14 protein-coding genes are annotated in these 12,424 nt (G+C 64.9%); 13 read left to right on the plus strand and 1 reads right to left on the minus strand.

From position 1 onward, the window contains the following. Window positions 1-64: 64 nt before the first annotated feature. The 6 genes from T8T21_RS18090 (at window position 65) to T8T21_RS18115 (ending at window position 4,954) form a co-directional block, all read left to right on the plus strand. Entirely contained in the window at window positions 65-1,363 is a 1,299-nt protein-coding gene (locus tag T8T21_RS18090) for a ParA family protein (protein WP_322337818.1), read from the plus strand. Beyond that, the gene (locus T8T21_RS18095) at window positions 1,360-2,397 is read left to right on the plus strand and encodes a ParB N-terminal domain-containing protein (protein WP_322337819.1); all 1,038 of its coding nucleotides are present in this window, start codon (window positions 1,360-1,362) and stop codon (window positions 2,395-2,397) included. Before T8T21_RS18090 ends, T8T21_RS18095 begins: the two co-directional genes overlap by 4 nt. A gap of 993 nt (window positions 2,398-3,390) precedes the next feature. After that, window positions 3,391-3,816: an IS110 family transposase gene (locus T8T21_RS18100; protein ID WP_322337820.1), complete on the plus strand. Its 426-nt coding sequence runs from the start codon at window positions 3,391-3,393 to the stop codon at window positions 3,814-3,816. Further along, window positions 3,813-4,028, plus strand: coding sequence for a CBS domain-containing protein (locus T8T21_RS18105; protein WP_322337821.1), 216 nt, complete (start codon window positions 3,813-3,815; stop codon window positions 4,026-4,028). The genes T8T21_RS18100 and T8T21_RS18105 overlap by 4 nt, the downstream gene beginning before the upstream one ends. Window positions 4,029-4,055: 27 nt before the next feature. Further along, window positions 4,056-4,211: a CBS domain-containing protein gene (locus T8T21_RS18110; RefSeq protein ID WP_322337822.1), complete on the plus strand. Its 156-nt coding sequence runs from the start codon at window positions 4,056-4,058 to the stop codon at window positions 4,209-4,211. A 95-nt stretch (window positions 4,212-4,306) separates the two neighbouring features. Further along, window positions 4,307-4,954, plus strand: a complete 648-nt coding sequence (locus T8T21_RS18115) for a 5-formyltetrahydrofolate cyclo-ligase (RefSeq protein ID WP_322337823.1) — start codon at window positions 4,307-4,309, stop codon at window positions 4,952-4,954. A 264-nt stretch (window positions 4,955-5,218) separates the two neighbouring features. Here the strand turns inward: T8T21_RS18115 and T8T21_RS18120 are convergent, their stop codons facing one another. Continuing rightward, window positions 5,219-6,115, minus strand: coding sequence for a dihydrodipicolinate synthase family protein (locus tag T8T21_RS18120; protein WP_322337824.1), 897 nt, complete (start codon window positions 6,113-6,115; stop codon window positions 5,219-5,221). A gap of 165 nt (window positions 6,116-6,280) precedes the next feature. On the opposite strand from T8T21_RS18120, the gene T8T21_RS18125 reads away from it, so the two are divergent. The 7 genes from T8T21_RS18125 to T8T21_RS18155 all read left to right on the plus strand — a co-directional run bounded on the left by T8T21_RS18125 (window position 6,281) and on the right by T8T21_RS18155 (window position 12,397). Next, window positions 6,281-7,000, plus strand: coding sequence for a FadR/GntR family transcriptional regulator (locus tag T8T21_RS18125; RefSeq protein WP_322337825.1), 720 nt, complete (start codon window positions 6,281-6,283; stop codon window positions 6,998-7,000). 42 nt (window positions 7,001-7,042) lie between these two features. Further along, the gene (locus tag T8T21_RS18130; RefSeq protein WP_322337826.1) at window positions 7,043-8,002 is read left to right on the plus strand and encodes a sialic acid TRAP transporter substrate-binding protein SiaP; all 960 of its coding nucleotides are present in this window, start codon (window positions 7,043-7,045) and stop codon (window positions 8,000-8,002) included. A 108-nt stretch (window positions 8,003-8,110) separates the two neighbouring features. After that, window positions 8,111-8,605, plus strand: a complete 495-nt coding sequence (locus T8T21_RS18135) for a TRAP transporter small permease (RefSeq protein ID WP_322337827.1) — start codon at window positions 8,111-8,113, stop codon at window positions 8,603-8,605. After that, complete coding sequence (locus tag T8T21_RS18140; protein ID WP_322337828.1) at window positions 8,602-9,876, plus strand: TRAP transporter large permease; 1,275 nt, start codon at window positions 8,602-8,604, stop codon at window positions 9,874-9,876. The genes T8T21_RS18135 and T8T21_RS18140 overlap by 4 nt, the downstream gene beginning before the upstream one ends. 169 nt (window positions 9,877-10,045) lie before the next feature. After that, a complete protein-coding gene (locus T8T21_RS18145) occupies window positions 10,046-10,780 on the plus strand; it encodes a GntR family transcriptional regulator (protein WP_322337829.1) in 735 nt (244 codons plus the stop codon). Window positions 10,781-10,868: 88 nt separating this feature from the next. Continuing rightward, window positions 10,869-11,543, plus strand: coding sequence for an N-acetylmannosamine-6-phosphate 2-epimerase (locus T8T21_RS18150; RefSeq protein ID WP_322337830.1), 675 nt, complete (start codon window positions 10,869-10,871; stop codon window positions 11,541-11,543). Then, window positions 11,540-12,397: an ROK family protein gene (locus tag T8T21_RS18155; protein ID WP_322337831.1), complete on the plus strand. Its 858-nt coding sequence runs from the start codon at window positions 11,540-11,542 to the stop codon at window positions 12,395-12,397. Before T8T21_RS18150 ends, T8T21_RS18155 begins: the two co-directional genes overlap by 4 nt. The last annotated feature ends 27 nt before the right edge of the window (window positions 12,398-12,424 follow it).

Genomic DNA, 12,424 nt, shown 5'->3' on the forward strand with positions numbered 1-12,424 from the left:
CATTCCACACAGAAAGGCGCCAACCCGGATGCTGCGAACATTCATAGGTGAACTCTCAGGCACCATGCAGGTGGTCAACAGCCGGCTGCGGCGGGACTTGACGATGCGCTCGCGGGTCGAAAAGAAATTCTCTATGCGCGAAGTGGGCGACCTGCTCGGTCTCACCAAAAACTACTACGAAAGCATGCTGTCGAAGAGTGCTGAGGAGGAGCCGAGCTTCCCTGCCGGCGTCCGCGACGGTCGCGAGCGTCACTACACGCTGGATGATTTGATGCTGATCCGCGCGCATCTGCAAAGCCTGCCCCACCGGCGCCGTCCCTACCTGCATTGGCGCCAGCCGGGCGACCCGCTGAAGATCGTGACCTTCGGGGCGCAAAAAGGCGGCACCGGCAAGAGCCTGTCAGCGGCGCATTTCGCGCAGTATCTGACGATGAATTACGGCCTACGCGTCGGCTTGATCGACTGCGACCCGCAGGCCACCGCCAGCCTCTACTTCGCGGATGACGAGTCGCACCTGTTCGACCCGGAGATCGCCACCGTCGCCGCGTTCATGGGTGTGTCCGAACCCGGCGAGACCGACCTCGTAACCCGGCCCACCGCCGAACTCGACGCGATGTGGCAGCCGACCCCCTGGGCCGGGATCCGGCTGATTCCCGGCGGCAGCGATATTCAGAACGGCGACATCAGCCTGTTCCTACTGGCGCAGCGCGCGCAGGTGCCGGTACATTCGGTGCTGAAGAACGCGATCGAGCGTTGGGACGACGACTATGGCCCGAAGAACCGATTTGCCGATCTGCGTCGCGCCGATGGCAGCTTCGACACCGAACGCTATGCGGCGGCGCTGCGCGAAACCGTCGACGTGATCGTCATCGACCAGCAGCCGAGCCTGACCCTGATGCAGCTCAACGGTCTCGTCGCCGCGACTTCGGTGATCGTGCCGCAGACGATGAAGGGCTTCGACCTGAGCACGCTCAGCACCTATTCGCAGAACATCGCCGAGTACCTCGACTACATCGAAGAGACGTCCGCCGACGCTATCGGCATTGGCCGTCACGTAGTGCTGCCGACGATTGTGCAGGAGGCGAACGACAAGGACGTCGATCAGATCGTCGATCTGTACCAACGCGCGCCCGAACTGTTCCTGCAGGTCTGGTATCCGCGATCCGACGCGGTGGCCAACGCCGCCGAGGAGTACAAGAGCATCTACGAATACGATCCGCCCCGGTCGCGCCGGGCCTCGACCAAGACCTTCATAGACAGCGCCAACGCCGTGAATGACGCGTTGGTCGGGGTGGTTTGGGGTAGCGCGTTGCCGAGCCGCGGTTACGCGAGAGACTTCATCAAGGCGAGGTGGCAGGAATGAGAAAGCGCAAGTTAAACGCGAAACCTTTGGCCTCCGACGAGATCGAGGAACGTCAGGCAACGGCCCCTGCGGCCAAGGCGGTGCCGCTCGGCGGACAGTGGGGCGGCGCCATCAAGGGGCAGATCGCCGTGACCCGGCGTGAGCTCGATGCTGCGCGCGAACGGCTGACGGCCGTGCGCGAGGGCGTGCTGCGCGGCGTGATCGCGCTGGAGATCGACACCGACGCGATCGTCGATGCGGTGGGTACCGACCGGATCGGCGACTGGAACGGCGACGCCGATTTCGACGCACTGGTGCGCAACATCCGCGAGCGCGGCCAGACTCAGCCGATCCGGGTGAGGCCCGAGGATCCGGCCTGGCGTCCGGCCGAGGCGGATCCGCTCGCTGTCAACAAAGCGGCGCGCTTCGTGCTCCAGTCGGGGCGGCGTCGGCTCGCCGCCTGCCGCAAGCTCGGGCTGCCGGTTCGGGCGCTGGTTGCCACGGAAATCACCCAGTCCTTCGGGCAGGGCGCCGCCGAGCTACAGGCCGCGGGAAGCAGCGTCGAGGCGCTGGCCGATCTCGAAGAGCGCTTCGCTGAAAACACCATGCGCCAAGCGCTGTCGCCGGTTGAACAGCTCCTGTCGGTGGGAGAGATTGCGGCGCTGCTGCCGGAGATGAGTCAGCGCGCCATCGCCAGCCGGCTCAATGTGCCGCAGGCCACGGTCTCGATCGGGCTGACCTGCTTTCGTAACCGCGACGAGCTGCTGCGGCGCGCACCGGCGGATGCCACGCACCGCGATCTGCGGATTCTTGCACCGACGCTGGGGCAGGGGCGGCAGATTACCGGTGAGGCGGCAGACGAGGCCCGACCGAAACCCGCCCAGCCCCGGGCCACTGGGCGCAAGCTGCACCTTCCGCGGGGCGGCTCTGTCGCGGTGAAGGAGACGGCGCGCGGCATGACGCTGGCGGTCCGCAACATCCGCGTGCCCGAACAGAACCGTGCCGAGTTCGAGCGCGACCTGCTGGCGCTGCTCAGTCGATACGAGCGGGAATGACACATAAGCGGCGGTACTCGCATCCCGGGTGCCGCTACGATAGCCGAACGAACCCACCTAAAATGCAACTATAGGTGGCAATGATGAGGATCAACTGTCTGATATATATAGAGAGATAGATCGGAATTTGACCGTGGTTCGAGCCGTCGACCCGGTCATAGCATCAGAACCGGCAACTGCCATGACTGTGAATGTGGTATCGCAGCATGATGGTCTGACCCTTGCTATGACTGCCTTCGTGTAATTGCATTGACGTGTCGGCTGTCAGGTTGCCCCGGCGTCGGGCGAGACGTGACTTCATAGCAGCCTGACGGTCTGCGTACCATCACGGTCCCGTCCTCTTCGATCGGTGCCCGGGCCATTCCAACGAAAGGGCCTTCATGGATCACGTTATCATCAGCGTCGACGCGCACAAATCCACGAACATAGCCGTTGCTATCGATGCGCTCGGTGCCCGTTTGGGCAGCACCACCATTCCAACGACGCAGAAGGGATACCAGAATCTCGAAGTCTGGGCGTCCCAGTTTGGTCCTGTCAAAGCCTTTGTGTCGAGGGAACCGGCTCTTACGGCGCAGGCCCGTCCAGAGACCTGCTGGCCAAGGGACATAAGGTCCTCGACGTCATGCACCCCAATCGGCAATTACGATATCTTCACAGCAAATCTGACTTCTTCGACGCCGCGAGCGCGGCCAGGTCGCTGCTGAACGGGCAAGCCACGGCCCATGCCAAGGCGCAGAACGGGTCATCGGAGATGATCCGTCATCCAGAAAATCGCGCAAGACAGCGCTGTCAAAGCCAAGTCGCAAGCGATCATCACGCTGAAAACATTGATCATAAACGCGCCAGCCGCACTCCGCGATACACTCGATGCTATCAGGGGGCGGATCTCCTTGGTACGCCATGTTGCGGCATTGCGACCGGGAGAGATCACGTCGTCAACGGCATCCGCTAAAGCGGCCATGCGCGCGATCGCACGGTGCTGGCTTGTTCTGCATGAGGAAATTCAAGCGCACGAGCAGCTGCTTGAATCGGTTGGTTCGCGAGAAAGCACCCGAGCTGATGAAATCGTATGGCATCTCCACAAAAACCGTGGCCGAGATGCTTATCCTCGTGGGAGACAATCCTGAGCGCATCAAAACCGGAGCCGCCTTGGCCAAGCTGTGTGGCGTTTGTCCGGTCCCGGCATCCAGCGGCAAGACAAACCGGATGCGTTTGAACCGCGGCGGCAACCGGCAAGCCAACGCTGCTATCTACCGTGTAGCCATTGAGCGCTTGCGTGATGATGAGCGGACCAATGCCTATGCCGTTCGACGAACTTTCGGAGGTAAAACACGGAATGAAATCGTCGAATGCTGGCGGCGGCGTAGGCGGAGGCGGCCCGGTACCGGTTCGACGGCACGACCTGCGCCGACATTATGACCACCGGGCTGATCACCGTGCGGCCCGACATGCCGCTGCCGGCGGCCGCGCGGCTGTTCTGCCGTCACGTCATCAAGAGCCTTCCCGTCGTCGAAGTCGACATGACACTGCGCGGTATCGTGCTGCAGGCCGCCTGCTCGATGCCGTGGTGGCCCAGGGGCGCCCGCTGGCCCTTAAGCCCCGATCGCTGCGCCTCAGTGTATCGGAGGTGATGCGGCCCGCCGCGCGGGCGGTGCCGCATGACATGCCCGGTCGGCGCGCTGCTGCACCGGCTGGCAGCGCAGGGCAGCGAGGTCATGCCGGTGGTGCGAGAGGAGCGGCTGGTCGGCATCCTGACCCGCTCCGACATCATTCGGCTGTTGCTGCGCGGGGCAGGGGACGGCGCAGCCGCTTAAGGCGCATCGCGATCAACCGGCATGGGGCGCTATCGTCTTTGCCCGTGTCTGCGCTAGGCTGTTCGGACCGCATGGACCGCAATGGGTGATCCGAGATGGAGGACAACACTGATGGAGGTTCCTCACCCTGCTTTGCTCATCTGCTCGTCGACGGGCATCCGGTCGATGCGGGGACGGCGCGGGATGTGGCGCGGTACAGGCGCGCCGAACGGGCGCGGCTTCTCGCGGCTCGCACCATGTCTTCGCGTGAGCGCGAAAGCGGGACGGCGGCCCTGATCCCGGGTCTCGACAGGATCATCGCGCCGAAAGCCGGCATGACCATCGCAGTCTACTGGCCGATCCGCGGGGAGCCGGATCTGCGGCCATGGATGGCCAAGTCCCATGCGGCGGGTGCGGGCATCCTGCTTCCGGTCGTGGTCGCGAAGGCCATGCCGCTCGAATTCCGCGACTGGTCGCCCGACTGCCTGATGACCCGTGGCATCTGGAACATTCCCGTGCCGGCGGATGGCGAGGCCCGCGTACCGGATATCGTCATCGCGCCCCTGGTAGGCATTGACCGGGATCTTTACCGGCTCGGCAAAGGCGGCGGCTATCATGACCGGATATTGGCGCGGCTTCAGCAGCGGCCACGAATCATCGGCATGGGCTTCGCGGGATGCGAACTGCCGACCATCTATCCGATGCCATGGGACGTTCCGATGGATGAAGCGCTTCTTTCAAATGGAACGCATTCCAAGCATTGAAGTCTTCGGCCGGCAAGCGCGTTGCGAAAGCCGGGGCCCGGCTTTCGCAGATCCGGCCGATCCTGTCTTGCATTCGGCAGTATCAAGGCGGCTTTCGCCTCGTCCGCGAGACGGCCGAAATCCTAGAAAGCGCGCCCGGTGGCGCCCGAACCGCTCTCGATGGGCGGATTTGGGGCGGCCTGAACGGCGCAGGACGCAGGGTCGGTTGCTGCCAAAAGGGTCGTGGTCTTGCCCGGCCGCTTCGGCCGCCGGGCAAGAGCTGTTTCAGGCAAGCCAGCGCTTGAATTCGGGTTGATCCAGGACCGTCTTCATGCGCGCCTCGGCATCCACAATCTTAGGGGTGAGCGGCGCGCGGGTCGGGCCGCAATCGACGCCGATTGCTCGGAATGCCGCCTTCATGCCGGGCAGAACACCGATCTCCAGAAGCGCTTCGACGAAGCGCTGCGACAAGTTCTGAAGCTCCTGCGCGCGCGCCAGATCGCCCCCGCGCATCGCGGCGTCGAGCGCCACGTAGAGCCTGCCAAGGATGTTGTATGTCGTGCCGATCCCGCCATCGGCCCCGAGCGCGGCACCGGTGATGTAGACCTCGTCGAAGCCGAAGAAGAACAAGCTATTGGGGCAGCGTCGCCGCAGCATCGAGAACTTGAACAGGTCGGTCGAGGTGAACTTGATGCCGCCGACGCCCGGCATCGTCAGAAGCTTCACCAAGGTGTCGAGGCCGAAGGGGCGTCCTGTGCGGATCGGCACTTCGTAGACGATCAGCGGAAGTGCGGTCGCGGCCGAAAGCTCGCGGTAATAGGCAAGCACTTCGTCGTCGGTGAAGGGGTAGGCATGCGGCGGCAGGGCCGACAACGCGTGATAGCCCAAGGCTTCGGCCCGGCGCGCCAGCGCGACGGAGTCGCGCAGCGACGGTACGCCGACATGGGCGATCAACCGGGCGTCATGGTCCTTGGCGCTTTCGGCCACCACGGCCTGCTGCGCCAGCAGCTCCTCGGTGTCGAGCAGCCCCGATTCACCGCTGCTGCCGCCGACATAAAGGCCACCCAGCCCCTGTCGCAGCACATAGGCATCGATATTGCGCTGGCGCTCGGGCGAGAACTCCCCGGCGTCGTCCATGCCGGTCATCAGCGCCGCGTACATTCCCGAAAATTGCTTGGCCACCTTGGCGTTCCCCCTCTGGTGATGGACACCGGCCCGAGGATCGGGCCCAGCGTGGTGCCTGTATACCAATATTGCCTATATTGGAGTTTTTGGTTTGACAATATGTAATCCTGAAAATACCAAGAGTGACGGGAGACAGGGTTTTGCACTGAGAGAGGGGACGACATGACCACGCAACGCGCATCCGGCCTCATCGCCGAAACGCTGATCGCCGAGATCCGCTCGGGCGACATCGCCCCCGACGCACCGCTTCCGACCGAGCGCGAGCTAGGCGAACGTTTCGGCGCGTCCCGCCCCACCGTGCGCGAGGCCTTCGCGCAGATGCAGCTTCGCGGATATCTCAAGACCCAGACCGGTTACCGTCCCCGCGCCGCGACACCGTCGCTGCAAGGCATTCTCACAGCGGCGGGCGACCACCTGCGCGACGTGCTGGGCGACAACGAAAGCCGCGCCCATCTCGAACAGATGCGCCAGTTCATCGAGAGCGGCGCCGCGCGACAGGCAGCGATGCATGCTGACAACATCCGCATCACCCGTATCCGCTCAGCGCTCGATCGGAATTTCGAGGCGATCGGCACGGCCGAGTTTGCAGGCACCGACATCGCCTTTCACCGGGCTCTGGTCACGGTGATCGACAACCCGGTGATCTTGGCGCTGCACGACATGTTCGTGAGCGGCATGCTGGCGCGCCGCGCGCCGACGGACGACCCGGCCCATTACGACCGCATCGCCTATGAAGAACACCGCGCGATCTACGAGGCGGTGCTCGCGGGCGATGTGGTGACCGCCACCGACGTAATGGATCGCCATCTTGCCAGATCCTACCGCGCCCGGCTCGAAGCCCCGCGCAGCACCGGGATAGACCTGCCAACGGACGGCGGCTGACGCCGCCCTGGGGCCAACGACCTACCAAGGAGGAGAACGACCATGATCCATACCAAGATGCTCGCTGCGACCGCGATGCTGGCTCTGATCGCCGGGACCGCGCAGGCGCGCGAACTGACCTTCGGCATGCAGGACAACGAGGTGTCCAACGTTTTCAAGGGCACGCAGGCTTTCGCCGAGAAGCTAGAGGAGCTGTCAGGCGGCGAATTGACCGTAAACCTGTTCCCCTCCGGCACGCTGGGCGACTTCAAGGCCATGGTGGCGCAGGTGCAGGCGGGCGAGCTGGACATGGTCATCACCGGCTACCCGGACATGAGCTATGTCATCCCCGAGCTGAAGCTCGTCGGCGCGCCCTATGTCGTCGATGATTTCGCGCATCTCGAAGAGATCGTGGACGGCCCTTGGGGCCAGGAGATGGACGCGAAGTTCGGCGAGCAGGGCGTCGAGATGCTCGATCTTTGGTATTACGGCACCCGCCAGACCACGGCGAACAAGCCGATCGAGAGCATGGAGGACATGACGGGCCTGCGCATGCGCACCCCCAACGTGCCGTTCCTCATCGCCTATGCCGAGAATGTCGGTGCCACCCCGGCGCCTGTGGCTTTCCAAGAGGTCTATCTCGCGTTGCAGACCAACCAGGTCGACGCGCAGGAGAACCCGCTGCCCACCATCGATGCGATGAAGTTCTACGAGGTTCAGGACCACGTCGCGATGACCAACCACTTCGTTGCCAGCGCTGCGATCCTGATGTCGGGCGACACATGGGAGAGCCTGAGTGAAGAAGAGAAGGGGTGGGTCCGCGAGGCGATCGAGGCAGGTGGCGAGGTCTCGGACGAGATGACCGTCAAGGCCGAAGAAGACCTGATCGCCACCTTCGAGGAGCGCGGCCTGACCATCACCCGCCCCGATCTCGCGCCGTTCCGCGACGCGATGCAGCCCTATTACGACGAGCTCGAAGCCGAGTTCGGCGAGGGCGCGATCGCCAAGGTACGCGGCGAGTAAGCCGCGGACGGGCGGCGGTCGGGGGCCTCCCGCCCGGCCTGCCGCCAAGACCCGGCGGCGGGGCTCCCACTCCGCCGCCACGACCCCAATCGACGGATCGGAGATCCCATGCGCAGATACAGTTTTGAAGGCATCATCGCCTCGGCGCTCTTCATCGTCCTCTTCGGCGTGTTGATGATCCAGATCTTCGGCCGCACCCCTGTGTTCCGGGGGCCGGTCTGGACCGAGGAAGCGGCCCGCTGGATCTGGGTCTGGATGGCCTTCATCGCCATCGCCGCGGTCGAGCGCAACGACACCCAGCTGCGCATGGGGTTCCTCGCTGACCTACTGCCCGCTCGATCGAGACACTGGCTCGCGATTGCCGTGGACCTGCTGTGGGGCGGCATCCTGTGCCACCTCGTCTGGATCTCGTGGAAGACGATTCTGCGCACCTGGAACAACGAGGCGGTAACACTGCCTGCTTCCGACGCTGTGCTCTATGCCGCCGGTCTCGTCGCGGTGATCCTCGTGCTGCACCGCGTGGCGCGGCGCATTCTCGCGCGGCTTAGGCAAGGGCCGGACATGCAGGCCCCGGGCGGCCCCGGCCTGGAGGACGTGGCATGATCCTCGCTTCCGTCGGTCTCGTCTGGCTCTTCATGGTGCTGATCGGCGTGCCGATCGGCGTGGCGATGATCATCGTCTCCATGGGCTATTTCTATCACACCGGCATGGGGCTGAGCTTTGCCATGCAGCGCATGGTCGACGGCCTCAACAGCTTTCCGATCCTCGCGGTGCCGCTGTTCATTCTCGCCGCCGCGATCCTGAACTCTGCTGGCATCACCCATCACCTGTTCGGCTTCGCCCGCGCCCTCGTCGGACACATCACCGGCGGGCTGGGTCATGTCAACGTGCTGGCCTCGCTGTTCTTCTCGGGCATGTCCGGCTCGGCGCTCGCCGATGCGGGGGGCTTGGGCAAGATGGAGATCGAGGCGATGCGCGAGGCGGGCTATGACGAGGAATTCGCGGGCGCGGTGACGGCCTCGTCCTCGATGATCGGCCCGCTGGTGCCGCCCTCGATCACCATGGTGCTCTACGGCGTCATCTCCAATACCTCGATCGGGGCGCTGTTCCTCGGCGGCGTGGTGCCAGGCGTGCTCTGCGCCGTGGCGTTGATGGTGATGGTCTATGCCACCGCCAAGAAGCGCGACTATCCGCGCGATCCCCGGCCCGAGGCGCGCGCTGTCGGCCTTCTCTTCGTCAAGAGCCTGCCGGCGCTGCTCACGCCCGCGGTGATTGTCGGCGGCATCTTTTCTGGGCTGTTCTCGCCCACCGAGGCGGCGGCGGTGACGGTGCTCTACGCCATCGCGATCGACCTTCTGTTCTACCGCGAGCTGACGCTGCGCCGGCTATGGGACGCGATCTACGACTCGACGCTGACCTCGGCCTCGATCGCCACCATCGTGGCGGGGGTGGGGCTCTTAGGCTTCGTGCTGGCGCGCGAGCAGGCGCCGCAGCAGATCGCTTCGATGTTCCTCAACCTCGCCGATGGGCCGATCTCCTTCTTGATCGCGGTCAACCTGATGATCTTCCTGCTCGGCTGCTTCATCGAGAGCCTCGTGATCCTGCTGATCGTGGTGCCGATCCTCGTGCCGATCGCGATGGGCTTCGGGATCGATCCGGTGCATTTCGGGATCATCGTGATCCTCAACCTGATGATCTCGATCTTGACCCCTCCGATGGGCATGGCGCTCTTCGTGGTGGCCCAGGTCGGTGAGATCCCGTTCCACCGGCTGGCGCGGGCGATCCTGCCGTGGCTGATCCCGCCTGTGGTGGTGCTGCTGCTGGTCTGCGTCTTTCCGTTTCTTGCGACCGGACTGCCCGGGTTGATGCAGTAGCAACCCGCGCTCTCGCTCAATGATGTGAACGGGCCGTCCGGTGGGGGCGGCCCCTTGCATATAGGTGGGTCAGAGTTGGGCGTTTTCTGTCCATTGGACGCGGCACAGGTTAGGACCAGTGGTATGGGTTTCAGGCAAGTCAAAGCGAACGCAGATGAATGACACGCAAATGCTGGAGCGCCTCGCGGCGCGGTTAGGGCCCCGCGACAGCTCAGAGCCGCTCTATCGACAGCTCGCCGATGCGATGGCGCAGGCGGTCGAAGCGGGAGAGCTGCCACGCGGCGGCACATTGCCGGGCGAACGCCGCCTGTCCGAAGACCTTGCGCTATCGCGGGTCACCGTACGCAAGGCGATTGAGGAGCTGATCGGTCGTGGCCTGCTGGCCCGGCGACAGGGTGCGCGCACCGTCGTGGCACAGCGGGTCGAGAAGAGCCTATCGCGGCTCGTCGGCTTTTCCGAGGAAATCCGCGCCAGAGGCATGAAGCCCGGCATGCGCTGGCTTGATCGACAAGAGGGGCACGCGACCCCGACCGAGGTCATGGCGCTCAGCCTTGACGCCCGCGACGAGGTGATCCGGTTGCGTCGATTGCGCCTCGCCGATGACGACCCCATTGCCATCGAACATGCCGTTATCCCGCGCAGTTTGCTGCCATCAGCCGAGTTCGAGGGGGAATCTCTCTATGCGGCGCTAGAGGCGCGCGGGGTTCGGCCGCACCTGGGCACGCAGAGGATCAGGGCTGGGATCATGTCCGAAGCGGAGGCGAAGCTTCTGAACAGCCGGGCGGGGGGGCCGCTCCTCATCGTGGAACGGCGCTGTCGCCTTGCTGATGGGCGCGGCGTGGAGTTCACCGAGACCCGCTACAACGGCGAAATGTACGATTTCGTCACCGAGTTGCAAAGCTGACAGAACGACAGTCGTTATAAGACCAGTTGCATACCGGTATTTCATCTGGTTCTATGTGGGGAGCACATAGAATCGGAGATCCCGTCTCATGCTCGATCAACTACGCGGCCGCCTCATGGTGTCCTGTCAGCCGGTAACCGGCGGAGCGATGGACCGTCCTGAGATCGTCGCCGCGATGGCGAAGGCTGCGCTCGACGGGGGCGCAGCGGGGCTTCGGATCGAAGGAATCGCCAACCTGCGCGCGGTGCGCACCCTGACCGATGCGCCGATCATTGGCCTAGTGAAGCGCGATCTTGCGGACAGCCCGGTACGGATCACGCCCTTCGCGCAGGACGTCGCGGATCTGGCAGCCGCCGGAGCCGACATCATTGCGGTCGACGCAACCGATCGCGACCGCCCCGAAACCGTGGCCGCTCTCTTTGAAGCGGTGCGCGCTACCGGAAGACTGGCCATGGCCGATTGCGCCACCGCCGAGGAGGGCCGCCGCGCCGCCGCCGCCGGAGCGGCGCTGCTCGGCTCAACCATGTCGGGCTACACCGGGGCCGAAGCGCCGCAGGACGGGCCGGACTTGGATCTGGTCACGGCGTTGGCAACCTGCGGGTTGCCGGCCATTGCCGAGGGACGCTACCACCGCCCCGAAGAGGCGGCCCTTGCAATCCGTGCCGGGGCGCATGCGGTGGTTGTCGGCTCGGCGATCACCCGCATCGAACACGTCACCGGCTGGTTCGCAGAGGCCGTGCGCCGGGCCGGAGGCGCGGCATGACCGGCCCGGTTCTGGCCATCGACCAAGGCGGGACCAAGCTGCTTTGCGCCCTCGTCGAAGCGGGCCATGTGATCGAGCAGGTTACCACACCCACCGAGCGCAAGGCAGGTCCGGAGGCATGGCTCGATGCCGCCGCACGGCTCGCGGCCCCATGGCAGGGACGCTTTGAGCGCGTGGGCATCGCCGTGACCGGCCGGGTCTCGGAGGGGATGTGGTCGGCGCTCAATCCAGGCACTTTGTCGGTTCCAGAGCAGACCCCTTATGCGCTCATGGCCGAAGCACGGCTGAACTGTCCCGTGACGCTGGCCAACGATGCGCAGGCTGCGGCCTGGGGAGAGTTCCTGCATGGCGCGGGAGAGGCTCAGGACATGGTTTATCTGACGATCTCCACCGGCATCGGAGGTGGCATCGTGGTGGGTGGGCGCCTGTTGTCTGGCCGCAGCGGGCTCGCCGGTCATGCGGGTCAGATGCGTGGCCTGGATCTGCGCGGCGCTCTCGTCGAGGACCAGATGTCCGGTCGCTGGATCGCGCAGGCCGCGGCCCTGTCCGGCCACGACACCGATGCCCGCGGTGTCTTCGAGGCCGCGGGGCAGGGGGCGGGCTGGGCCGAGGAGATTGTGTCGACGGCGGCGGCCCGCGCGGCCGCGCTCTGCGCGGATCTGCAGATGCTGATCGACCCGCCCCGCATCGTGATCGGTGGCGGGGTCGGGCTGGCACCGGGCTTTCTCGACCGGATCCGCGCCGGGCTGTCAAAACTGCCGGAGCCGCTCAGACCCGACCTTCGGGTCGCCGCACTGGGAGGCGCGGCGGGCATCATCGGGATTGCCGGTCTGGCCGGGCACGCTGGCACCTGACGACGATTATCAGACGAACAACAGGGA

This window comes from Limimaricola variabilis, assembly GCF_034371605.1.
Taxonomy (GTDB): Bacteria; Pseudomonadota; Alphaproteobacteria; order Rhodobacterales; family Rhodobacteraceae; genus Limimaricola; species Limimaricola variabilis.